Below are 24,256 nucleotides of genomic sequence, written 5' to 3'. Positions count from 1 at the left end.
GTGCGCTGAATACTCATTCACCACCCCCGCCTTTGGCGTTATTTTGCTCGCGGCGAAGCGCCCGTTTGGCTTCGTTCAGGTCCTGCTCGTTCCCGCGATTGGAACTGCTGGTGACCTTGGAACGTGGTTCGCGGGGTTTAAGAATGGGTCCTGTTGACGGTGGCGGCGCCGGTGCAGCACCGGGCAGCTCATTGGGTGCCATTTGCCCCGTTGCCGCGGGTCCACGGCCACCTGCCACACCATTTTGCGCCATCTGGGGCGCTTCATCCTGTGGTGCGACCAGATCAAGACGGCGCGCAAGATCGAGATACCCATCATTGAGCCGCATGCATTCTGTTTTGCGCTGTTTGAGGAATTCCTCGATCAGCGGGAAATAATGAATTGCTTCATCAACCTTTGGATCTGTTCCCTTTCGATAGGCGCCCAACCGGATCAGCTCGGCCATATCGTCATAGGTTGCCAGCAACTGGCGGGCACGCGAAACGATCTGGTTTTCGCCCTCGGTGTTACAGCCGGGCATCGTACGCGACACACTGCGCAGGATGTTAATCGCCGGGTAACGGCCCTGCTCGGCGATGGAGCGGTCCAGAACCACGTGACCATCAAGGATACCACGCACCGCATCTGAAATCGGCTCGTTATGATCATCGCCATCCACCAGAACCGTAAACAGTCCGGTGATGGATCCCTGCCCCGGCCCGCCGGGTCCGGCACGCTCCAACAAACGCGGCAGTTCGGCAAACACGGTCGGGGTATAGCCCTTTGACGCGGGCGGTTCGCCGACGGACAAACTGATTTCACGCTGGGCCATGGCAAAGCGGGTGACGGAATCCATCATACACAGCACATCACGCCCGACATCGCGGAAATATTCCGAAATCGCCATGGTCATATAGGCTGCCTGACGGCGCATCAATGGTGGCTCGTCCGAAGTTGCCACAACAACCACCGATCGACGCAATCCTTCTTCGCCCAGATCATCCTCGATGAATTCACGGGCTTCACGGCCACGTTCCCCAATCAACCCGACCACGGACACATCGGATGTGGTATGGCGCGTCATCATCGACAGCAGGCTTGATTTACCAACGCCTGACCCGGCAAAAATGCCCATACGTTGCCCACGGCAACAGGTCAGAAACGTATTCATCGCCCGCACACCAAGATCAATCTTGCCCGCCACGCGCTGGCGTGAATGGGCCGATGGCGGCATGTTGCGGATCGGATAGGCCTGTTGCCCCTCGCTCAGCGGTCCTTTGCCGTCAACCGGCTGACCAAATGCATTGACCACGCGGCCAAGCCAGCTTTCATCGGGGTAGACCTGCGGTTGGGTATCGGCCAGTTCAACTTCGCAGCCAATGCCGATCCCGTCCAGAATACCAAACGGCATCAACAGTGCGCGTTCATTGCGAAACCCGACGACTTCGCAGACCACGGCTTCGCCATCGCGACGCTTGACCTTACACCGGTCACCGACAGACAGCGCGCCTTCAACACCACCGATTTCAACCAATAGACCCAAAACAGCGGTCACCCGCCCGACAATATGGTAATCGGGGATGCGGCGAAGATCTGCGATAATGTTGCGACCGATCTGGAACACGTTTAGGGGCTTTTCCGGTTGCTGTTACTTTTACTGGGCGTCATATCGACAGTGACCCGATATTAATCAGAATGACAATTGCCGGTTGGGGTGGCAAATCGAGCCGCGTCGTACCAAATATATAGGCATAATTGGCGTTAAAAAGCTGTGTATACGGAAAATTCGCAAAAAAAAATCATTTGCGCCCCTTGTTGGTTAACGCCACAAACCGTTGGGAAGTCTCGCATTCCGCCTCCGAGTCGCATTCGGAGATGAAAAAAAGTTAACAAGATGCGACTCGCCTGCTTGCCACGAGTCGCAAAGCAACGTATCGTTAACGGAATGGGACAAAATTTCCCGACCGACAATCGTTGGGGCGCTTGTCGAATAACCGGATAAACACGGACTTATTGCGGAACACGGTAACGGAGCAGAAACATGCGGGTGCTGCTGGTTGAGGATGACAACACCTATGCTGACAGCATTGAGCTGATGCTCAAGTCTGAAGGCATGGTAATCGATACAACCGACCTTGGCGAAGATGGCCTTGAGATCGGCAAACTTTATGACTACGACATTATTCTGTTGGACCTGATGCTGCCAGATATTGATGGCTACGAGGTCCTCAGACGTTTACGCGATGCACGCGTCGACACCCCCGTTCTTATCCTTTCGGGGCTGACGGAAACCGAAGACAAGGTCAAAGGCCTTGGGTTCGGCGCTGATGACTATCTTACCAAGCCGTTCGAAAAAACCGAACTCCTGGCACGCGTACAGGCAATTGTTCGCCGTTCACGTGGCCATGCCCAGTCGATGATTGCGACCGGAAAACTCAATGTCAACTTGGATGCTCGTACTGTCGATGTCGACGGATCACCGCTGCATCTGACCGGTAAGGAATATGGCATTCTTGAATTGCTGTCGCTGCGTAAAGGCACGACACTGACCAAGGAAATGTTCCTCAACCACCTGTATGGTGGCATGGATGAGCCGGAACTCAAGATTATTGACGTTTTTGTCTGCAAACTGCGTAAGAAAATTCAGTCTGCAACCAAAGGCGACAACTACATCCATACGGTTTGGGGCCGGGGCTATGTCCTGCGCGATCCTGACACCAACAGCGCTGCGGCCTGATCTTGCCCTTTCCCAAAGCACGATGGTGCTGGGAAACGTTGCACGAGTGCCCGTAATCAAAAAACGCCCCGGATCTGCACCGGGGCGTTTTTGTATCTAAACCATGTTGCATGAGGCCCAAGATCGCCCCGAACTCCGACCGACTTTAGGGCAGATGAACAATCGGGTGAACGATCCCGCTTACCTGCAGCCAGTCGATCAATTCAAACAGTGGCACCACCATCAAAAACACCAAGCCATCACAAAGTGTCCGCCACAAAAGTTTGGGGCGAATATTAAGTGTTTCCATATCTTGCCATGCTGAAAACCGTGGACCGAAACGCGGCACGTCAGCCTGATACGCAACAAACGCATTGCCAAAAATTTCAGCCAAGGCGCGTTCTTCACGCAGGATCACGGGTAAAAACACAGCAATAGCCACCAGAACAAACAACAGTGTCATCAAAAGACTGCCGGTCTGCGCACCAATCCCCGCCGCACCAATAAAACTGAAAACATAAAGCGGATTGCGACTTAGTGAATAGGGTCCGCTATCGGTAAGTTCCTGAGCCTTTCGGCCTCCAATATAAAGCGTGCACCATGCCCGCCCCAGAATGGCAATCGCAATCAAAAGCACCCCGGCGCTTTCAACAGCTTCATGGGTAAACATCCCCACAGCAGCATTTGACTGTATCAGGGGCAATGCCCCTATCATGAGGACAGAAAGGCAGCTGATCGCCAACTTACGACGACGTTGCAGATCGGTTAACGCCTTGCGCGGTGCTGCGGTAGTGGAAGAAGAAATCATATTCGTTTCCGACTTTCAGTTCATCACCGAACAGTCGGCAATGAACCGGCTGTCGGTTATTTTTTGTCGTCCGGTTTCCCAAAACGGGACCGATCATAGGTCGATGACGGGCGCGTCGTCCCGCCAGCACCACCTGTATTCCCCGTCCCGCTTGAGGGCCGCGGCGGCGTGCCACCGGCACCAGTCCCGGTTGTCCCGGTTCCTCCGGAGCCAAGCGGCCGACGATAGGTCGAACCCGTCCCGGTCGTTCCTGTTGATCCCGGCCGTGCTGTAGAACCTGTACCAGTCGAACCTGACGGCTTACTGAACGAACTGCCTGTACCGGTCCCAGATGGACGGGTGGTAGTGCCCGTCGTTCCCGGACGCGCCGTTGTTCCGGTTGTCCCTGTCGTCGTCGGGCGCGCTGTTGTACCAGCCGTACCTGTCGTACCGGCGGTGCCAAACGGACGTGCGGTCGTGGAACTTGTTGTGGGGCGGGTGGTTGTCGTGCCCGCCGTACCCGGTGCTGCCGGACGGGCAGCCGTCCCGGTGGCCGCACCTGCCGCAGTTTGCATATGCTTTGGCTTTTGGAAGGTCAGGCCTCCGGTTGCAGCACCACTTGATGCCGCTGCAGTCCCACCGGCCTGTGCTTTTTCAAGTGCTGTCAGATCAACTTCCGGTGCGCCCGGACGGTTGAGCTGATAAATACCGCGCTGACGTGCGAGCGGTTTGAACTTATCTGAAATACCCAGAACCGTTTCCGCACCACCAAGGAACAGGAAACCGTCATCTGGCATCAATGCCGAAACGCGGGCAAGAACATCGCTTTTGGTCGGTTGATCAAAATAGATCAACACGTTACGGCAATAGACAATATCGAACTGCCCCAGCGGACGGAAATCTTCCAGAAGGTTGAATTCCTTGTACTGAACCTTGGATCGGATATCGGCTGAAATCTGCCACTGGTCTTCTTTTTTCTGGAAATATTTGACCAGAAGATTGATCGGAAGGCCCCTTTGGACTTCGAACTGGGAATACATCCCTGCCCGTGCCTTGGTCAAAATCTCGCGCGAGATATCGGTTCCAATAATTTCAACACGCCATCCCGAAAGCTGGCTTTTGAATTCATCCAAAATCATCGCCAGCGAATAGGGTTCCTGCCCCGAAGACGCGGCAGCACACCAGATGCGCAAATGACGTTTCGACGCACGCGCCTTGATCATGTGTGGCAGAACAACATGTCGGAACTGATCGAATGGTTTGGTATCGCGGAAAAAGAAGCTTTCATTGGTTGTCATCGCATCGACGACATCTTCAACCAGTTGGCGGTCGCCGCCACGCATGGCACCGATCAACTCGCCCAAATCTTTCATGCCGCGCTTACGCGCAATCGGCATCAGCCGGCTTTCGAGCAGATAAGTCTTGTCCTCACTCAGAACGAGCCCGGACTTTGACTTTATCAGTCTGCTTACGAAATCGAAGTCTTCCGGCTTCATCATTGTGGGTTAACGACCCCCCGCGAATTTTTTAATATAGGCCGCAATTCCGCCGACCGGCAGAACAGCAGAACAGATACCAGCATGCGCTGCGGCACCTGGCATCCCCCATACAACACTGCTTTGTTCGTCTTGTGCTACAACCATTCCCCCGGCACCGACAACAGCACGTCCACCAAGCATACCATCCTGTCCCATTCCGGTCAGTATCGCGGTCAGAATATTTCCACCATAACTTTCAACGATACTGCGCAACATCGGATCAACCGACGGGCGGCAGAAGTTTTCTGGCGGATTTTGGTTCAGCTTGATATGGCGCGACGCACCGCGCCCTTCCACTGTCATGTGGTAATCCCCCGGCGCAAGATAAACCTGTCCACCAACAATAGGCATCCCATTTTGACCTTCCTGGCACTTAAGCCCAGTCAGGCGGGTAATATGTTCGGCCAAAATCGTCGTAAAGGTCGCAGGCATATGCTGGGTAATGAAAATTGGCTGACGCACACCGGCGAGCCCGCGCAACACTTCAAACAACGCTTGCGGCCCCCCGGTCGAACTGCCGATGGCAATCACTTCAACGTTCAGACGTTTTTCCGGCAACAACGATACGGCCTTACCGCCACCAGCACGTGCCCGTGTCGGCGCAGGGGCAGAAGACCCGCGCGCTGTGTTTGGCCGTTGTTGTTTGGGTGCGGGCCCACTTGGCGCTCTTGCGGTCGGGGCTGCCGATGGCTTGGCCGTGGCTGGAACACTCGGTTTTCCGGGCATAGCCGCTTTGGCAACGGCAGCCCTGCCCGCCGTGTTTCCAACAGCAATGGCAGCATCGCGAATAAGCCCCCCGGGATCACGCGGCGCACCTTGCACGCGCGGATTTCCCGGCACTGTCGCCGCACGCTGGCCCGGATCGACTGCGCGAGCAGACTGCGGTGATTGCGACGGGGGTGCAGGCTGGGCTGGTGTTTGCGGTGTTGGGCGCATTTGCACCTGTTGCGGACGCGGATGCTGCTGCATCGGACGCGGCCGCAATTCGGCGGTAAAACGTTTGCGCTGAATACGCCCGACTTTTTGCATCTGCTGATGCTCAACCGACATTTGAGCACGAAACGGTGCCTGATCCTTATCGTGCTTGTCATCCGAAGTAGGAATACCGGCGGCACCGGTATCCTCCCCAGATTCGGGATCTTGGGGTGTCTCTGCCACTTGGGGGGTGTGCGGGTCGGCTTCAGCGGGGTGCTCGGCCGCCGCCTCTGATGCCGCGTCTTCCTCGGCACGGGCGAGAGCATGTGCTTCCTCGACTTCGAGCATCTTGCGACGCTGCTCGGCCCATGCCTTTACCTTGTCGAGAAGCTCGGCCCGGAAGCCTTCCCCAACATTGAGGTCTTTTGCTGAACTGGGTTTGGGAATGTAGTCAACTGCGCCAAGGGTCATTGCCTGAAAACTGATGTCGGCATTCCGCTTGGTCAGGGTGGAAGCCATGATCACCCGCACTGTCGGGTCAATTTCCAACAGTTTTGGCAAGGCCGTCAGCCCGTCCATCACCGGCATCTCGATGTCGAGAACCACGACCTCAATGCCACCGCCTTCCATGACCGCAAGGGCTTCTTCACCATTATTGACCGAGCCCACGACGTTAATTTCGTCGTCCTCAGCCATCATGCGTGTCACAAGCCCCCGCACAATCGCGGAGTCATCGACAATCAGGACTTTGTAAGGCGAATGGACAGGCACTTCTTCCACGTAGCAGCATCCCCGCTAGACTCTCAGGAGATCAAGGACAGGTTGCCAAGACGGCAACATCAAAACAGGCGATCTAAATCAGACCAACCTGTTCAAATTTTGCCTGAATGATCTCGCTGTCGAACGGTTTCATGATGTACTCATTCGCACCGGCTGTAATGGCTTCCTGAATATGCTCCAGGTCGTTTTCCGTCGTGCAGAAGACAACCACCGGCTCATCCCCACCCGGGGATGCCCGAAGTTCCCGCAGGAAATCAATCCCGCTTTTGATCGGCATGTTCCAATCAAGCAGCACCGCGTCGGGCATATCTTCAAAGCACTTTTCAAGTGCCTCCTGACCATCGACTGCTTCAACAACCTCGAAGCTCATTTCTTCGAGGATGCGGCGCGCGACCATTCGGATGACTTTTGAATCATCGACGACGAGACAACTCTTCATCGACTTCCTTCTCGTGTTTCTAGGTCGTTAAGCCAAGAACGGCATCGCACCGGACGCATTAAGGCGTCCGGCACAGTATCCAAGATCAGACAGCCTGCTTTACTGCAGCATTAAAATCAAGCAGTCGCGTCACATCAAGAATAACCAAAAGCTTTTTATCCAACCGGAAAATTCCATCGGAAAATTCCCGCCAGCGTGCATCAAGGGTTGCCGGGTTCTGTTCAAACGCCTTTCTAGGCACGCTTAGAACTTCTCCCACCTGATCAACCATCAAACTGTAAAGTTCGCCGCCTTGATCAACAACGATGCTCATGCCCGGATCTTCGTCTTCTTTGTCACGAAGACCCAAACGTTTGCGCACGTCAATTGCGGTAACGATACGCCCGCGCAGGTTCAGCGAACCCGCAACTTCGGGCGGTGCAAGTGGAATGCGCGTAATACGCTGCGGCCCCAAAACATCCTGAACCGTCAGAACCGGAATACCGAAAAGCTGTTTGCCGATATACGCGGTGACAAAATCCTTGGTGTCACCGCGAAGATCAAGAGCTGCCCCACGTTCATGGCTCGGGACAAGTGCCTTATTGTCACTCATTTGGAAAATCTCCCGATTAAATGGTGCTCAATGTCTGGATCAAGGTCGAGACAAGCGCATCACGGTCAAATTTGGCCACATAATCGCTGAAGCCAACCTGGCGACCGCGCTCGAAATCTTCGTCTTTCGTATGCGACGACAGGGCAATGATCGGAGTCTCGCCCCAAAGCTCGTCATTCTGCAATGCTTCAGCAAACTCAAAGCCGTTCATACCAGGCATTTCGATATCACTGATGATCGCATCAAAGACTTCGCCACGGTTTTTAAGTTCCATGGCCTGCTCGGCATTTTCAAGTGCCGTCACACGGAACCCGGCAACCGAAAGCATCGGCGTCAGAAGGTTACGGAAGAACGGGCTATCGTCGATCAGAAGAACACGCTTCTTCTCACCGCCATTTTCTTCGGTCCCGAACCAGTCACTAAAGGCCAGTTCAAGATAATAACCCGCATCAATCAAATCGGTTGCCTTGCCGTCAATCACGGCCGAGCCAACCAGACCATCCTGATCCGCTGTCAGCTCAACATTCAGCACGTCATCGACGATATCAACAATCTCGTCGACCACAAGACCCATGGTCCGTTCACGATCCTGGAAGACAAGGGTCGGCTGGCGACCTTCGGTCTTCATCTGATAGCCACCGTCAATAAAGACCAGCGGCATCAGCTTGCCACGATACTGAACCAGCGGGCGGCCATTGGAATGTTCGATGTTCTCGACATCGATTTCCTCAAGACGCGCCACCAGCGCAAGCGGCACTGCGCGAACTTCATTGCCCCCGGCCCGGAACACCAGCATCGAGGTGGTTTCACCATCGGACGCGTCAGCTTTTGCCTTGCCTTCGACACCTTGCGAATCCCCAACGGTGATTTCGCCGGTGCGGTTGGCAATGCCGTTCGGGTCAAGGATCATGATCACGCTACCATCGCCAAGGATGGTATTGCCCGAGAACAGCGACAGATCACGCAGGATCGGTGCAACCGGTTTGACCACGATTTCCTCGGTGTCAAACACACGGTCGACAATAATACCAAATGAATATGTCCCGACCTGAGCAACAACGATGAAGGCTTCTTCATCAACACCGTCATCGGCCTCCTCGGTGGTATCAAGCCCAAGAATTTTCTTGAGCGTGACCAGCGGAAGAAGACGATTGCGCAGACGCAACACCGGGGTGTCGTGAATGCGTTCGATGGAATGTTCGGAATTGTTCGATGCACGAACAAGCTCCAGAACGCTGATCTGCGGGATGGCAAAACGTTCGCCGCCACTTTCAACGATCAGGGCCGAAACAATCGCCAGGGTCAGCGGGATTTTGATGATAAAGGTCGAACCACGGCCTTCGACCGATTTCAGTTCGACCGTACCACCGATTTTTTCGATGTTGGTACGAACAACGTCCATACCCACACCACGTCCCGAAACCGATGTGACTTTTTCCGCGGTCGAGAAACCGGCTTTGAAAATGAACTGCTGAATCTGCTGGTCGCCCATGCTTTCCAGCTCACTTTCGGTCGCCAGACCGTTGGTGATGGCTTTGGCCTTGATCCGTTCAAGGTTCAAACCACGACCATCATCGGAAATCTCGATGATGATATGACCACCCTCGTGATAGGCGTTCAGCGTGACCGTACCGGTTTCAGGCTTGCCAACTTCACGACGGCCCGGAATGTCTTCCAAGCCATGGTCGGCAGAGTTCCGTACCATGTGGGTCAATGGATCTTTGATAAGCTCAAGCACCTGACGGTCAAGTTCCGTATCGGCACCGATCATCTGCAGATCGATTTTCTTGTTCATCTCAAGGGCAAGATCGCGAACAATACGCGGCAACTTGGCCCATGCATTGCCGATTGGCTGCATACGGGTCTTCATCACGCCTTCCTGAAGGTCGGTCGTGATGTGTGACAGGCGCTGCAACGGCACGGTAAATTCGCTGTCGTCCTTGCCACGTACCATCTGCAAAAGCTGGTTACGGGTCAGGACAAGCTCGGAAACCAGCGTCATCAGGTTTTCAAGCAATTCAACGTTCACGCGGATCGTTTGGGCCGCAACCGAACTTTCCTTGACTTCGGCACGCGGTGCTTCGGCTTTCGGACCGGCTGCCTTGGCCGGTTTGGCCGGGGCGACTTCCTGTGACTTGGCCGCAGCCGGCGGAGCCGCCGCAGGTGCTTCTGGTTCGGCAACTTCCGGGTCGACTTCTGTCGCGTCAAAGATGGCCTGCAAACGTTCGTCGTCAGTCATCTCAGGCGCGTCATCGGCAGGCGCTTCTTCAACAGCCGCCGCCGGTGCAGCGTCCCCGCCCATGATCGTGCCGGTATCAGCAAAATGGTTCAGGCGCGCAATCAGATCGGCGTCATTGCCGTCCGGCTCTGCTTCGTTCTGTTCAAGCTCACCGAGCAAATATTTAATGGTATCGATGGATTCCAGCACCAGCGTCACCGCAGGCGGTGTGACAATCAGTTCACCATCACGGATTTTCCCCAGCACGTTCTCGCCCGCATGCGCAACAGCTTCCAGTCGCGGCAGGCCAAGAAATCCGCACGTCCCTTTGATGGTATGCACCAAACGGAAAATGTTGGACAAAATATCAGGATCATTCGGGTTCTGTTCAAGCTTCACCAGCTCGACGTCAAGCGTCGAAAGGCTTTCCGAAGTCTCGGTCAGAAATTCACTTAAAAGATCGTCCATATACCCCCTCCAAAACTCCAACAATCAACCGTTTGCCGGAACCGGAACTCCCATTAATGCCCAAACAGCAAGAAACACACATTACGTCGGTTACTTACGTAGAAGCTACCACAACGGATTACCAGACCCGCAGGTCAATTTTTTATACATAGATCAATGCAATATTTGCTTCCTGTTGCAAGACCGAAAGCGCCCCGCCGGAACGTTTCGCCAGGTTTCTGACGAAAAACCCATGCACAGTGCGCGGATCAAGCTCATCTGCAGATACTTCGTTTTCAAGCACATTCATCACTTCGGCACGTAATGCCGCGCGCTTGCCTTCTGCACGGACCGTTGTGCGACCACCGGAGTCGTGCGTAACAGAGATTGTTCCACCGAACGGCAATGCCTCACGGGCCAGCATGACCATATTCAAAACAACACGTCCATGCGATGGATCAAATGCAAGGTCGTGCCAATCCAGCGTCACCTTGCCTTCCGCCTCATAAGCATGGCGGGCAGCATCGCGCATAGAGGCGGTATCAACACTGTTGCCCGCCCGACCAAATGCCAGACGAAACAATTGCAGGCGCCGTGCTGCTTCAAGGCCACTTTTACGCATCAATGCCAGTGCTTCGTCATCGGAAACACCTTCTTCGCCCATCAGTTCGGCCCCGGCATTTACCGCACCAACCGGCCCGACAAGGTCATGACAAATGCGCGAACTGATCAACTCGATCAGCGTCATCTCAAGGGCGATGTCATCATCCATTGCGGCGGTACTCCAAGGTGTTTTTTTCTGTTCACCGCATTGCGTCCCCAAACACAATGCCCGTTTCCATAACCGGTCACGACGGACACACGACCTGCTACGAAGCGCCAAGATTGCCCCTGATATGTTAAGAGCTTATTTAGCCAATGCGAAATTTACAGCTTGATAGGTTGAACGCATCCTGCATCCATCAACAATATCGCAGTTGATAACCGGCCCATCCCCGACACCGCACCACCCGGCAAAATTTACCGCCCAGACTGGGCAATCTGCATTTTCATCATACCCTGATTTATGCGTTGATTTGTGTCCCCGGCATGATGAGCCTATATAGAAACCATAGACACGACAGACAGAGTACCCCATGGATTTTTTACTAACACCCGGCACCATCGTTCGCCATCCCAATCAACCCGATTGGGGATTGGGCCGCATTCAGGCCGTTGATGGGGATCGCATCGCGGTTAATTTCGAAGAAGCCGGCCGTCAGATTATTCGCCCGCGCCATGTCGTTCTGGAAATCGTCGAGGCGGCAATCGATTACGAATAATGTAGCCCCGATCCGGATCGCCACATTTGGGCACATCATAAAGCCCTGATTACGCTGCCGCTTGGCATGTGAATTGCTGACACTAAATTATTAATGAATTCCGCGTATTAAATGGGCTTATCCTGACAAGATAAATGCACCATTCATCTGCGCAACCGTCTTAACCGAGGTCTGGACAGCTTTATGATTGCAGTCAACAAACCACCACGTGACAGCTTTAAGCAGCGCCACCACGTCGCCGCCTTTTCTGTGCTGGAACATTTTGCCCAGGGCCTGGTGCATCATGCCCGCGACCACGGCGGTGTGCTTACCGAAGAACAAATTCTAAAAGCCGTCGACAGCCTGCGCGATCAGGAAAACCTGTTTGACGGGGCATGGTCCGTGCTCGAAAGCGACATGGAATCGATCAAGGCCCGCGAAAAGGCTGCGGTGCGCCACGATCCATTCGGCCGCCTTTTGGTCAGCCGCTTTGAATACCTTCTCGAAGGTGGCGAGGCCGGTGACCTTGAACATGGTGCATTGTCGCGCAGCATCCTGCAGCCCTTCTTCAAGGTCATCCGCATGATGGTCGGCATGGATATGCTTCAGGAAATTGACGGCGAAATCCACGCCATCATCGAAGCCCACGCCGATGAAGACGATGAACTGCGTGATCCGACCGAATATTGGGACCATCTGGCCAAGGAACCTGCTGTTGCGTTGCGCATCAATCTGGTCTTTGCCCGCATGGCCCTGCATTTCAAGAATTACGAACATCGCAAAAAATGGCTGATGCAGTTGGTCAACGACAACCTGCCGTCAGGTAGCGGCAATTGGACTTTCACAGAAACCCATTGCATTCTGATGCTCCATGCCCTGTTCCGCGATGTCCGCGAAACCCTTTCTGTGCCGGAACATTCGGCTGAACTGGTGGCAAAGCTTGGCAGCGAAAATGTCGCGACCCTGCGTACCGTGGTCAAGGCGATTGAGAACGACTATGCCGTGCTCAAAAAGGAAGGCTAACGCCATTTGACGCGCGCCAAGGCAGAAATGCCGTTACCCCACGGTTACCCGCAAATAGCTTACAAAAGCCGCGTCCGATATGTTGGGCGCGGTTTTTTCGTCCCCGTGTCGTGTGGTATATGATGATATCCCACCTGACGGAAAGGTGATCGGACGCGATTGAAACAGACTGGTCAAAACCCGGTCTGCTATGCAACAGTCAACGTCCCAAATATCGTATTTTGAACCAACGAACAGTGCTGAGCCCCAAGCCATGACAACACCGCTGATCGATAAGTATGGCCGCCATGTTTCCTACCTGCGCGTTTCGGTAACCGATCGCTGCGATTTCCGCTGCACCTATTGCATGGCGGAAAACATGACGTTCCTGCCAAAGTCCGAGGTTCTCTCGCTCGAAGAACTCGATCAGCTCTGCACGGCCTTTATCAATCGCGGTGTGCGCAAATTGCGCCTGACCGGTGGTGAACCACTGGTGCGGCGTGGCATCATGGATTTGATTGCTGATTTGTCGCGCCATCTTAAAACCGGCGCACTCGATGAATTGACCATGACCACCAACGGCAGTCAGCTTGCGACCTATGCTGATGATCTGGCCCGGCTTGGCGTCAAACGGCTTAACATCTCGCTTGATAGCCTTGATTCACAGAAATTCACCGAAATCACCCGCCGTGGCCGCCTTGAACAGGTGCTGGCCGGGCTTGAAGCCGCCAAACAGGCCGGCATTCACATCAAGATCAATACCGTCGCCCTTCGCAATTTCAACGAAGACGAAATGTCACGCCTTGTCGCGTGGTGCGGCAAGGAAGGATTTGATCTGTGCCTGATCGAAACCATGCCGCTTGGCGACATTGACGGCGACCGTACAGAACAATATTTGCCACTAACCGTGGTGCGTGAACGGTTGGAACAGGAATACACTCTGATCCCGTCCGAATATGCCACCCCCGGCCCGGCCCGCTATACCACCGTGGCCGAAACCGGCGGACGTCTTGGCTTTATCACGCCGCTGACCCATAACTTCTGCGAAGGCTGCAACCGTGTCCGTGTGACCTGCACCGGCACGCTTTACATGTGCCTGGGTCAGGAAGACCACGTTGATCTGCGCGCGGCCCTTCGCACCGGCGATCCGCGCGCCCTCAATCAAATGCTGGATGCCGCGATGGAGCTTAAACCCAAGGGCCATGATTTCGTCATCGATCGCAAAGGCCAAAAACCAGCCGTTGGTCGGCATATGAGCATGACCGGTGGCTAAGCAGCTCCGGCAACTTTTGGAAGCTGCCGGAGGGCTTGGTGATTTATCTCAGCGACAACCTATTCACACGCTATCAGCATCACGCAGTAACAAATCAATCGAAAGCCCCGGACCAGACCTGCCATTGGTCAGGACCGGCTCACAATGCTCATTGATCCGTGACGCAATGCGTTGGCGATAACCGCTAAAGCGTTTGGATTCCACCACGTCAACCGGCTCATCAAGATGCACCTCGACGCGAAACACGCCGCCAACGGGTGTTGCGGTCACACTGCGGATTAATCCGGTCACCGCGTGGCCAAGGTATGATCCGGCAAAACGTTTCCCAATGCCAAGATCAGCGACATTGGTCGGGATGTTACGCCGTGCCATGGCAATCGCGGTGTTCCAGTCACGATACCCATGACTTTGCGCCAACAATTCAAGCGAGCTGGCATGCGAGATCGAAACATCGCGTGCGGCCAAGGCTTTGCGCAGGCGTTTTGCCTGTGTCTTGAACTGTTCGGTGGCATCCGTGTCGATATCGGCACGATTGATATTTAAGGTATTTGAAGTCATTCATCGTCTCCATACAGGAGGCCGGGCGTCCGCGTTGCCGGGCCGTTGCCTGATCTGGAAACGGGTCCGATACATTTCATCTGCGTCACTTTACCAAAGGCATAAACCTTGCGGACGGCGGGTGCGCGCAACCCTGTTTGGCTGTTTAGCCAATTATCGCGGGCAACACAAGCATTAGCGCATCTTCAACCAATGATGCTTAATCGATGCTGCGCAGAAATTGACAGCGCCGGGGGCAACAACATATACCAAACAAAACAAGTCCCATCGAATTGGCTTATTTGCCATTCGATCTATCATAAGGAATAAACGCCATGGCCATGGAAGCCTATGAAATTGAAAGCATGATCAAGGAAGCGCTGCCAGATGCACAGGTCCGCATCGAGGATTTGCGCGGCGATGGCGATCATTATGCGGCAATTGTTGTATCTGAATCCTTCCGCGGCAAAACCCGCGTGATCCAGCATCAGATGGTCTATTCCGCTCTTAAGGGCAAAATGGGCGGCGATCTGCATGCGCTGGCGCTGCAAACATCGGCCCCCGACTAATCGTCTAAACCGCCGCCACCGCCACCACCATCGTCGACATGACGAAGATTTTCGACATCTGCCCACGCCACCATGACCGGGCATATGTCAGACGCTTACGGGCGCCGGATACAGTTCGGCGCCCTTCGTCTTGAAGCTCGAACAGACCTGCGTACCCATCCCGGCCGACCGTTTTTGCCAGCCGGACACAGCCCCATTAACGGATCACGGCCCAACACCCATGTCATCAACCGAAAAACCAGCATTAGTCGGCGCAGGCCCCCTCGCCGGGCTTGGCGCTTTTGTCATCTGGGGCACCTTTGGCCTGTATTTCAAACTGGTCGGTTTTGCCGGACCGCTTGAAATCCTGTCCCATCGTATCGTCTGGTCAGCGGCCCTGACACTGGTTCTGGTGTTTGCACTGGGAAAGCGCAAACAGCTCTGGGCGTTGATTTCATCGTCCAGAACACTGGGCTTGCTGTTTCTCAGCAGCCTTCTGGTCGCGGGAAACTGGGTGATTTACATCTGGGCGATCAACAGTGGCAACGCACTGGAAGCCAGCCTTGGCTATTACATCATGCCGTTGGTCATGCTCATTCTGGGGCGGATTTTCTTTGGCGAAAAGCTCAACCGGATTCAGATGCTATCGGTTGCGATTTGCACCGTCGGGGTTTTGAACCTTCTGGTGTTTTATGGCCACCTGCCCTGGATTGCGCTCAGCCTGTCTACCCTGTTTGCCTTTTACGGTGTGATCCGCAAATTTGTGCCAGCCGACCCGATTGCCGGTCTTTTTGTTGAATGCGCGCTGCTTACCCCGGCATCGCTTATCTATATGGTCTGGCTGCAACGCCACGGCGAATTGGCATTTGGCAATATCGGAATTGAACAGGACGCACTGTTGATCGGGCTTGGCATCTGCACGACGATCCCGCTTGTGCTGTTTGCCTTTGCCGCCCGCAATATGAAGTTTTCCGCCCTTGGTCTGATGCAGTACCTCAACCCGACGATACAGTTCATCATCGCGGTTATGGTCTTTGGCGAGGCTTTCACCACAGCCCACATGGTGACATACACCTTGGTTTGGATCGGACTTGGCGTTTACAGCTGGGATAACCTGCGCACAGCACGCCAAAATCGCCGCAAGAGTTGACAGAACCGCAGGTTCCAGCCATATCTTCGACCATAAAGTTTAACTATTCCCGCGGCGGAAAAATCCCCGCCCAAAGCCAAGGACAATCATTATGACCGACAATCCGGTTTTCGAGCGTATCCAGAAGGACATCAACGATAACGATATCGTCGTGTTCATGAAGGGGACTGCCATGTTCCCGCAGTGTGGTTTCTCTGCTGCTGTTGTTCAAGTCATGGCAGAACTTGGTGTTCAGTTCAAAGACATCAACGTTCTGGTTGACCCGGCAATCCGTCAGGGCATCAAGGACTTTTCAAACTGGCCGACCATTCCGCAGCTTTACGTCAAGGGCGAGTTCCTTGGTGGCTGTGACATCGTCCGTGAGATGTTTGCATCGGGCGAATTGGCCCAGCACCTCAAAGAAAAGGGCGTTGCGGTCGCTGCCTAAGGCACCTGATCGACATCGCGAAGAATTAAAACGCGCTGTGCTTTGGCCTGCGCGTTTTTTTCATGCCTGATTGCACGTATTTCGCCAGTTCACTACAGCTCTACGTATCATTTCACGCATCAGCGCCACACCTTTTGCGATCATAACCGCATGTGTCGTGAAACTATTTCTTGATGCTTATCCCAAATGTCCCCATCTTTGTCAGAGTAGGATTCTGCGCGTAATAGGGGACAATGAGCGGGATGAAATCAGCAATCAAAACAACGATCTGTCTGGCTCTTTGGCTTTTTGCCATTTGTGTCATCACCCCGCCTCCCCCCGCACATGCGCAAATGGCCGCCGTTGCCGCGATGGCCGGTTCGGGCGATGATGATCAAACCAGCTTTGATCAAGCACCCCCCACCGACGATGTCGCAGCCGACGCTTTTAGCTACTATGGCTTCCTCGACGCGGGTGTTGCGCGCACCAAAGAACGGATTGAACGCACCATAGAAGGCCTTTCGGCCTTCCCCGATGAACTTGATGCCACCGGCACCTTCATGTCGTCTGACATGGGACGCACCGGGCTGATGAAGTTGATCCTCTTTACCGCTGTTTTTGTTGCTGTCGGGGTGATTGCTGAAATCATCTATCGCCGGGTGGCTGCTCCGATGTGCGCCCATCTTGAGGCTCAGTCCCCTGTCAAATTTACGGATCGTCTCAAACAGATTGTCACGCTTTGCGTTCTGTCGCTGCTTTCGCTTGGTGTGTTTGCCATCGGATCGATCGGGACGTTCATGATTTTTGACTGGCCGCCGATTATGAAAAGCGCGCTGATGTCGCTTTTGATGGCGTTCTTCCTGCTGCGCATTCTCATGATCGTTCTTCAGTTCCTGTTCGCACCCAAGGCTGAAGGCCTGCGCATGATCAATGTGGATCCGGATGCTGCCGCAGTCCTGACCCGCAGTCTGACACTGGCCGCAGGCGTTTCACTATTTTCCTTTGGCCTGGCCGGTGTGTTTAGTGCCGCGCCCACCATGGTTCTGGGCGATATCATCCTGTTTGATATTGCCGTGGTGATTTCGGTGATTTCATTTTGTGTGGCCGCTGTTTCGCTTGGCCGCTTTTTTGCCGCGAACAAAGTCAGCGGCAATGTTGAAAAGCTTGCCCTGCCAACGTCCATCGCACGGCTTTGGCCGATCATTGTCTGCGCGTGGCTGGTTTTGGTTGGTGGCGTTGCCGTCATTGGTGCCGAACGGATGCTAAAGGCCTTGCTGGCGATTGGTCTTGCCTGCCTGTTTGACGTCATCTTGCGCAATATCATCGAAAGCCAGCATCGCAAAAAAGTCCTGATCGCCGATCAGGAAGCCGCCGACAAAAATGCCGCCGCACTGGCATATGCGACCGAACATGATGAAGACTTCGAACCGGTAAAACCAAAACACCCGGTCTTTACCAAGGTTCTTAAACGTGGTGTCCGGTTGCTCGCCCTTGTGTTTGTTCTTGCCAGTATGTGGCGCATCTGGGGTCTTGATCGTCTTGCCACGGCCAACGACGCCGGGATACTTGCCCGCATCATTGATGCCTCAACCGAAATCATCATGATCTTGCTGATTGCTGATCTGATCTGGTCGCTGATCAAGGCCTTCCTTGATGAACGCATGAACGCCTCAGGAGGCGATCACGGCGACGGTGAAGGCGGTGGCACCGGCCTATCGCGGATTGAGACGCTGCTGCCGCTGCTTAAGAACTTCTCCTTCACGGTCATCGTCATCATGGTCACCATGGTCACATTGTCCTCGCTGGGCGTTGATATCGGCCCGCTGATTGCCGGTGCTGGCGTGGTTGGTCTCGCCCTTGGCTTTGGCAGTCAGGCGCTTGTGCGCGACGTTGTGGCGGGTGTGTTCTTCCTGCTTGATGATGCGTTCCGGCTTGGCGAATATATCGAAGTTGAAAACCTGCGCGGACGGGTGGAAAACATCTCGATCCGCTCGATGCAATTGCGCCATCATCGCGGCCCCTTGCAAACCGTACCGTTTGGCGAAATTAAATCCATCGTCAACCACAGCCGCGACTGGGTGATTGTCAAACTTGAATTCCGCGTGCCGTTCGAAACCGACGTCAACAAGATCAAAAAGCTGGTCAAGAAACTCTCGGCCGATTTGCTGGAAGATCCGCTGATTGGCGACAGCTTCATCGAGCCACTGAAATCGCAAGGTGTCCGCCGGATGGAAGAGTTCAACATGGTCATCGGGTTGAAATACACCTCAAAACCGGGCGAACAATTCACCATCCGCAAGACCGTTTATCAAAGCGTTTTGGCGATGTTCAAGGAAAACGGCATCCAGATGGCATCGCGCAATGTGAAGGTCGATGTACCGCCTGATGCCACGCCCGAACAAAAAAACGAAGCCGTTGCGGCTGCGGCCCAGCAGGCCTCCGAACAACTCAACGCGTCAAAATCGTAACCAGTCGGTTTGATCCCAACATCGCGAACATAAAACAGCCCGGTGCCGTCCATCTGCACCGGGCTGTTTTGTATGTTGGGGGCCGCTGGCCGCACCCTAAGGCGCAATCGCCAAGCCCCTCAGAAAAAAGGGATGTTAGCGCTAACATGTCCTAAGACGCCGACCCTTTAGACAAACAAAAACGCCCGCTGTTTCCAGCGGGCGTTTCGTATGGATCGTCGCGAAATCCGGTAAGGATTAACGCGAGTAGAATTCGATGACCAGGTTCGGCTGCATCTGAACCGGGTAAGGAATTTCTGCGAATTTCGGTACGCGAACGAAGGTGCCTTTGAAGGCCTTCGCGTCAACGTCGAGATATTCCGGAACGTCACGTTCGTTCAGGGTCGCAGCTTCGATAACCATCGGGATTTCACGTGAAGCCTGTTTGACTTCAACAACGTCACCTTCTTTAACGAGGAATGACGGAATGGTTACTTTCTTGCCGTTGACAAGAATGTGGCCGTGGTTAACGAACTGACGCGCAGCAAAAACGGTCGGAACGAATTTCATACGGTAGATCACAGCATCAAGGCGCTGTTCAAGAATACCAACGAGGGTTTCGGAGGTATCACCCGGACGACGCGATGCTTCTTTGAAGTAACGCAGGAACTGTTTTTCAGAGATGGAGCCGTAGTAGCCTTTGAGCTGCTGTTTGGCAAACAGCTGGATACCGAAATCGGTCGGTTTTTTACGGCGGGTTGCGCCGTGCATGCCCGGTGCATATTCGCGCTTGTTCAGCGGCGATTTTGCACGTCCCCAAAGGTTCACACCAAGGCGGCGGTCAATCTTATGCTTTGCAGCAATACGTTTCGACATTTGATAACTCTCTTTTTTAAGATCACTTTATTGTCCCGATAGTTTCCGTAACCCCAAACGCTTTAACAGCAGGACATACGGAACGGGGACGAAAACACCTGTTTCGACCCACTTTCTCGGAAGTGAGGCGCAATATAGAGATGATTGACCAAGAGTCAAACATTAATCACCGCATCCAAGCCCTGCATTTCTGCCGGTCTGTGCCGCTTTGCCTGACGGCATAGGTATGCCCGACATCGCCTGTTCGCGCAATTGGCTGGCTGCCTTTGCATAACCCTTTGGCAAAAAACATCATCCCTGCTGAAACCCGATGGCAACCTCGTGCGTACCTTCGCCCGTAACGCGCACAAAAACAGGAATGATCAATACGAAATCCGCTCTTGGGATCGAATTTGAAAACCGGGTTGCGTGGCAAAAGTGCGCCGATAAAAACAATGCACCACGCAGGCAGACTGACAAGGACACGTTTTACATGATTAAGAAATCCATGATGGTATTTGCCGCTTCTGCGATTGCACTGACACTGGGTGCATGCGCCAATGACATGAAATCTGAAAGCTCAATGTCGGGCGAAAAGACCGTAATGGTCGGGGGTGCCCCGATGTATCCATCCAAAAACATTGTTGAGAACGCGGTAAATTCCGCAGACCACACAACTCTGGTTGCCGCGGTTAAGGCAGCGGGTCTGGTGGACACTCTGGCAAGTGCCGGGCCGTTCACCGTCTTTGCACCCACCAATGCCGCCTTTGACAAGCTTCCAGCTGGCACGGTTGAAACCCTGCTGAAACCGGAAAACAAGGCGACCCTGACCAATATACTGACCTATCACGTGGTGCCGGGCACCATGACCGCAGCCGACCTGATGGAAAAAACCAAGGCCATGGGCGGAATGTATAAAATGACCACCGCATCGGGCGGCACGATTACCGCCGAGATGAAAGACGGTGCACTTTATATCGTCGATGCCAAAGGCCAGTGGTCAAAAGTCACCATCGCCAATGTCATGCAGTCCAACGGTGTGATCCATGTGGTAGATACCGTCCTTCTGCCGGGCTGATTGGCCGCACCTGATCACACCGCTAAATCGTCTGGCACTGCGCGGCTTTAACCTGTTGCAAAGCCCCCAGACGAAGACACCCGGCCACGTAGGCCGGGTGTTTTATTTTGGCGATGTTCTATGTGCTGACGCAACAGTACAGATCAATCTTCTGGTTTGTACTTTCCACCACGCATGGCAACGATCATCCCGCGCAGGGTCTGGACTTCCTGATGCGTCAGGTTCGACCGGTTAAAAATATTGCGGATGTTACGCGCCATATTGGGACGCTTGGCTTCAACGCGGTAAAAACCAGACTCATAAAGTTCGTGTTCAAGATGAACAAACAACCGTTCCAGATCTTCCTTAGTGGCTGGGAACGTATCATTCATCAGCATCTGATAATCGGGCACGTCAACACCAGCCTGCCACCATTCATAGCCGATCAATAAAACCGCCTGTGCAAGATTAAGTGACGTAAACCCCGGGTTCAACGGCACGGTAATAACCGCATCGGCCATCGCAATATGTTCGTTGCGCACACCGGTCCGTTCCGGCCCAAACAACACGCCAACCTTTTCACCCTTGGCGACAACGCTGCGCAGCTCGGGTGCCAGCCCTTTGGGCGTAAAGACCGGCTTGATCGCATCGCGCGTACGTGCGGTCGTGACATATACCCGGTTTAAATCGGCAACCGCATCTTCGTCGCGCTCAAACACCTTGGCATTGTCGATCACGATGTCAGCACCGGCCGCATTCGCAGTTGCGCGTTCATTGGGCCAGCCATCGCGCGGGCGCACCAGCCGCAGATCCACCAACCCGCAATTAAGCATCGCACGCGCGGCTTTGCCGATATTATCGCCAAGCTGCGGCTCAATCAGAATGATCACTGGCGGATTGGCAATGCCACCCGTTTCGGGAATAGCACTACCTCGGGCGTCGCTCATCGCGTGGTTTCTCCGGTCGTCAAAGAAAGTCTGGGTACCGACATTCGGTCAATATTGGCGTTTCTTTAGCAAAAGCCAACCGGCAAGACTAGTTCCTAATCTTGGTAATCATCTGATTACAACCCGATCCGTTGTCAGACATTCAGGCTATCATGGTCCATCCAGCATTCGCGCGCATATTGCCCCGGTGGAAGCCCGACATGTCGGGAAAACGCAATACTGAACGCACTTGCCGAGCCATATCCAACCCGTTCGGCAACATCGGCAACCCGGCAATCTCGTTTTGCGAGCTCCCTCTTAGCAATAACCATCCGCCACGAGAGCAAATATTCCATCGGCGCCATCCCCACCGTCCTTGCAAATCGATCAAAGAAAGCTGACCGTGAAAGTGCTGCTTCCTTTGCCAGAGTTGCAATCGACCATGAACTGCCGAAATTTCCATGGATCTGACGTAGCGCCGACACAATCCGCTCATCTGCCAATCCCCTTAACAACCCAGGAGGTGCATCCTTCCCCGGTGAGGATCGCAGAGCCTCAATCAACAGGATTTCAACCAGTCGCGACAACACGAGTTCCCGGCCAAGCTTCCATTCCCCGGTTTCTTCAACGATCAGGGAGACCAACTTCAGAAGTCGGTCAATACCTCGCAAATGGACAAGCCCCGGCAACAAAGATGTCAGCAACGCAGCATCCGGCGAATTGAAGATAAAATAACCACCCAACAGGCGAACATCCGGCGGGCCATTCTGCCGACCATGCCGTACCTCGTCGTTCTTGGTCGCAGCAACTTCAGAACTAAGAATTTCGGGTTCCACCGCCTCAAACCCGGACATTGTAAAAGCTGGCGTTTTTGGCAACAGAATAAAGTCGCCAACTTCAAGCCGGATGCTTTCATGACCATCCACGGCCAGTAGACAACTGCCATCCATCACAACACCGAAACTCGGGTACCCAAACGGTGAATAGCGCACTGCCCATGCTCCTGCGCCGCTGATCCCTTTGGAAAAAACGGCTTTTGGCTGTAGCAGGCGAATGATCTCAACAAGGGGATCGCTCAAAACAGGACTAACTCTTATTAAAAATGGACCTTCTATTATAGAAAGTCCTGAAAATTTTGATATTTCTATCTACAGAGAAACATCAAAATGACTATGGAAAAAAAATGCCAACAATACTGATCACCGGCTGTTCATCAGGCTATGGCCTTGAAATCGCAAACCTCTTTCACGCCAAGGGCTGGAGCGTCATCGCCACCATGCGAACACCTAACGAAGATGCCCTTCCGATATCAGACAGATTCAAAGTGCTAGCACTTGATGTTACGGACCCTCCATCAATCGCGGCAACAATTGAAACATGCGGCCCGATTGATGCGTTGGTTAACAATGCCGGTATCGGGCTGTTCGGAGCCTTTGAAGCCACCCCCATGAGCACCATACGCGACATATTCGAAACCAATACATTTGGCACCATGGCCATGGTTCAGGCAGTCTTGCCGCAGTTTCGATCCCGTAAGAGTGGTACCATCGTTAATGTGACATCCAGTGCAGTGCTCGCTCCGATGCCACTGGTATCGGCCTATAGCGCAAGCAAAATCGCGATCGAAGGATTTACCGCATCGCTTGAGTTTGAATTAAAGTCTTTTGATATTCGGGTAAAACTCGTGCAGCCCGGCTATTGTCCGGACACACAATTCTCTGCGAATGCCGGTTCGCGGATGGATGGCCTAATCCCCGAAGCATACAAGACCTTTGCACAGGATATTTTAGCAGCGTACCAGCAGGCCGATGAAATGACGACCGCAAGCGATGTCGCCAATGCCGTCTGGCTGGCTGTCAACGACGCATCAGACCGCCTACGCTTTCCCGCTGGGGCTGACGCCCTCAAACTGGCAGGTCTCTCCTGATCTTTGGGCGAGAACTGCAATAGATTAAACACTCAAAAGGGCGGGATTACCCCGCCCTTTTCAAAAAGATTGTCACGTCCTGAAATACGTTGTCACCTACAGGAGATGACAATGTCTACTTCAGGCAAAGTGCGTCGTAAGCGCACACAACGAGATTACAACATGGGCTTTAAACTGGCTGTTGTTGATCAGGTTGAAAAAGGCGAACTGACCTATAAGCAAGCGCAGGACCGCTATGGCATTCAGGGACGAAGTACAGTCCTGAACTGGTTGCGCAAACATGGTAAGCTCGACTGGTCCACAGCGAGGCACACAGCCATGTCCAAATTGGAAGAAACCCCGGAACAAAAGATCAAGCGTCTTGAAAGGGAGCTTGAGGATGAGCGGATCCGCGTCATGGTCCTTGATGGCATGAT

At 53.9% G+C, this 24,256-nt stretch carries 22 protein-coding genes and 1 pseudogene; 11 read left to right on the top strand and 12 right to left on the bottom strand.

The window, feature by feature from the left end:
- Window positions 1-13: 13 nt before the first annotated feature.
- Entirely contained in the window at window positions 14-1,603 is a 1,590-nt protein-coding gene (gene fliI / locus K355_RS0109210) for a flagellar protein export ATPase FliI (RefSeq protein WP_022731840.1), read from the bottom strand.
- A gap of 417 nt (window positions 1,604-2,020) precedes the next feature.
- Between fliI and ctrA the strand changes: the two genes are divergently transcribed.
- The gene (gene ctrA / locus K355_RS0109205) at window positions 2,021-2,716 is read left to right on the top strand and encodes a response regulator transcription factor CtrA (RefSeq protein ID WP_022731839.1); all 696 of its coding nucleotides are present in this window, start codon (window positions 2,021-2,023) and stop codon (window positions 2,714-2,716) included.
- 145 nt (window positions 2,717-2,861) lie between these two features.
- Here ctrA and K355_RS0109200 read toward each other — a convergent pair whose 3' ends face one another.
- The 7 genes from K355_RS0109200 to K355_RS0109170 all read right to left on the bottom strand — a co-directional run bounded on the left by K355_RS0109200 (window position 2,862) and on the right by K355_RS0109170 (window position 11,183).
- Entirely contained in the window at window positions 2,862-3,503 is a 642-nt protein-coding gene (locus tag K355_RS0109200) for a methyltransferase family protein (RefSeq protein WP_022731838.1), read from the bottom strand.
- A gap of 56 nt (window positions 3,504-3,559) precedes the next feature.
- Window positions 3,560-4,978 carry a CheR family methyltransferase gene (locus K355_RS26210; protein ID WP_342664634.1) on the bottom strand — a complete coding sequence of 473 codons (1,419 nt, stop codon included), beginning with the start codon at window positions 4,976-4,978 and terminating at the stop codon, window positions 3,560-3,562.
- A 9-nt stretch (window positions 4,979-4,987) separates the two neighbouring features.
- A complete protein-coding gene (locus K355_RS26295) occupies window positions 4,988-6,715 on the bottom strand; it encodes a chemotaxis protein CheB (protein ID WP_022731836.1) in 1,728 nt (575 codons plus the stop codon).
- Between the two features lie 73 nt (window positions 6,716-6,788).
- Entirely contained in the window at window positions 6,789-7,154 is a 366-nt protein-coding gene (locus K355_RS0109185; protein WP_022731835.1) for a response regulator, read from the bottom strand.
- Between the two features lie 85 nt (window positions 7,155-7,239).
- Complete coding sequence (locus K355_RS0109180; protein ID WP_022731834.1) at window positions 7,240-7,746, bottom strand: chemotaxis protein CheW; 507 nt, start codon at window positions 7,744-7,746, stop codon at window positions 7,240-7,242.
- Between the two features lie 16 nt (window positions 7,747-7,762).
- Window positions 7,763-10,432 carry a hybrid sensor histidine kinase/response regulator gene (locus K355_RS0109175; protein WP_022731833.1) on the bottom strand — a complete coding sequence of 890 codons (2,670 nt, stop codon included), beginning with the start codon at window positions 10,430-10,432 and terminating at the stop codon, window positions 7,763-7,765.
- Between the two features lie 142 nt (window positions 10,433-10,574).
- Complete coding sequence (locus K355_RS0109170) at window positions 10,575-11,183, bottom strand: histidine phosphotransferase family protein (RefSeq protein WP_022731832.1); 609 nt, start codon at window positions 11,181-11,183, stop codon at window positions 10,575-10,577.
- Between the two features lie 364 nt (window positions 11,184-11,547).
- On the opposite strand from K355_RS0109170, the gene K355_RS0109165 reads away from it, so the two are divergent.
- The 3 genes from K355_RS0109165 (at window position 11,548) to moaA (ending at window position 13,987) form a co-directional block, all read left to right on the top strand.
- Complete coding sequence (locus K355_RS0109165) at window positions 11,548-11,733, top strand: DUF3553 domain-containing protein (RefSeq protein WP_022731831.1); 186 nt, start codon at window positions 11,548-11,550, stop codon at window positions 11,731-11,733.
- 183 nt (window positions 11,734-11,916) lie between these two features.
- Window positions 11,917-12,735, top strand: a complete 819-nt coding sequence (locus K355_RS0109160; RefSeq protein ID WP_022731830.1) for a hypothetical protein — start codon at window positions 11,917-11,919, stop codon at window positions 12,733-12,735.
- A 253-nt stretch (window positions 12,736-12,988) separates the two neighbouring features.
- Complete coding sequence (moaA, locus tag K355_RS0109155; RefSeq protein WP_022731829.1) at window positions 12,989-13,987, top strand: GTP 3',8-cyclase MoaA; 999 nt, start codon at window positions 12,989-12,991, stop codon at window positions 13,985-13,987.
- 63 nt (window positions 13,988-14,050) lie between these two features.
- On the opposite strand, the gene K355_RS23615 is transcribed toward moaA, so the two are convergent.
- Window positions 14,051-14,545, bottom strand: coding sequence for a glyoxalase superfamily protein (locus K355_RS23615; protein ID WP_022731828.1), 495 nt, complete (start codon window positions 14,543-14,545; stop codon window positions 14,051-14,053).
- Window positions 14,546-14,859: 314 nt separating this feature from the next.
- Here K355_RS23615 and K355_RS0109145 point away from each other — a divergent pair, with 314 nt between their 5' ends.
- The 4 genes from K355_RS0109145 (at window position 14,860) to K355_RS0109130 (ending at window position 19,096) form a co-directional block, all read left to right on the top strand.
- Complete coding sequence (locus tag K355_RS0109145; protein WP_022731827.1) at window positions 14,860-15,093, top strand: BolA family protein; 234 nt, start codon at window positions 14,860-14,862, stop codon at window positions 15,091-15,093.
- Window positions 15,094-15,313: 220 nt separating this feature from the next.
- On the top strand, window positions 15,314-16,222 hold the full coding sequence (gene rarD, locus K355_RS0109140) for an EamA family transporter RarD (protein WP_022731826.1): 909 nt from the start codon (window positions 15,314-15,316) through the stop codon (window positions 16,220-16,222).
- Between the two features lie 91 nt (window positions 16,223-16,313).
- Entirely contained in the window at window positions 16,314-16,649 is a 336-nt protein-coding gene (grxD, locus tag K355_RS0109135; protein ID WP_022731825.1) for a Grx4 family monothiol glutaredoxin, read from the top strand.
- 242 nt (window positions 16,650-16,891) lie between these two features.
- On the top strand, window positions 16,892-19,096 hold the full coding sequence (locus tag K355_RS0109130; protein ID WP_022731824.1) for a mechanosensitive ion channel family protein: 2,205 nt from the start codon (window positions 16,892-16,894) through the stop codon (window positions 19,094-19,096).
- A gap of 237 nt (window positions 19,097-19,333) precedes the next feature.
- Here the strand turns inward: K355_RS0109130 and rpsD are convergent, their stop codons facing one another.
- Entirely contained in the window at window positions 19,334-19,951 is a 618-nt protein-coding gene (rpsD, locus tag K355_RS0109125; RefSeq protein ID WP_022731823.1) for a 30S ribosomal protein S4, read from the bottom strand.
- 472 nt (window positions 19,952-20,423) lie between these two features.
- On the opposite strand from rpsD, the gene K355_RS0109120 reads away from it, so the two are divergent.
- Window positions 20,424-21,008, top strand: coding sequence for a fasciclin domain-containing protein (locus tag K355_RS0109120; protein WP_028791468.1), 585 nt, complete (start codon window positions 20,424-20,426; stop codon window positions 21,006-21,008).
- Between the two features lie 143 nt (window positions 21,009-21,151).
- Here the strand turns inward: K355_RS0109120 and K355_RS0109115 are convergent, their stop codons facing one another.
- Together K355_RS0109115 and K355_RS23610 are read right to left on the bottom strand one after the other, a co-directional pair.
- The gene (locus tag K355_RS0109115) at window positions 21,152-21,934 is read right to left on the bottom strand and encodes an RNA methyltransferase (RefSeq protein ID WP_022731821.1); all 783 of its coding nucleotides are present in this window, start codon (window positions 21,932-21,934) and stop codon (window positions 21,152-21,154) included.
- A gap of 134 nt (window positions 21,935-22,068) precedes the next feature.
- Window positions 22,069-22,992, bottom strand: coding sequence for an AraC family transcriptional regulator (locus K355_RS23610; RefSeq protein ID WP_022731820.1), 924 nt, complete (start codon window positions 22,990-22,992; stop codon window positions 22,069-22,071).
- A 104-nt stretch (window positions 22,993-23,096) separates the two neighbouring features.
- Here K355_RS23610 and K355_RS0109105 point away from each other — a divergent pair, with 104 nt between their 5' ends.
- Together K355_RS0109105 and K355_RS0109100 are read left to right on the top strand one after the other, a co-directional pair.
- Window positions 23,097-23,840 (top strand): SDR family oxidoreductase, encoded by a 744-nt coding sequence (locus K355_RS0109105; RefSeq protein WP_022731819.1) that lies wholly within the window; start codon window positions 23,097-23,099, stop codon window positions 23,838-23,840.
- Between the two features lie 111 nt (window positions 23,841-23,951).
- Window positions 23,952-24,256, top strand: a pseudogene (locus K355_RS0109100) (IS3 family transposase); the annotation flags it as partial.

This window comes from Thalassospira lucentensis MCCC 1A00383 = DSM 14000, assembly GCF_000421265.1.
In the GTDB taxonomy this organism is placed as follows: domain Bacteria; phylum Pseudomonadota; class Alphaproteobacteria; order Rhodospirillales; family Thalassospiraceae; genus Thalassospira; species Thalassospira lucentensis.
This window is presented reverse-complemented; position numbering and strand designations above follow the sequence as displayed.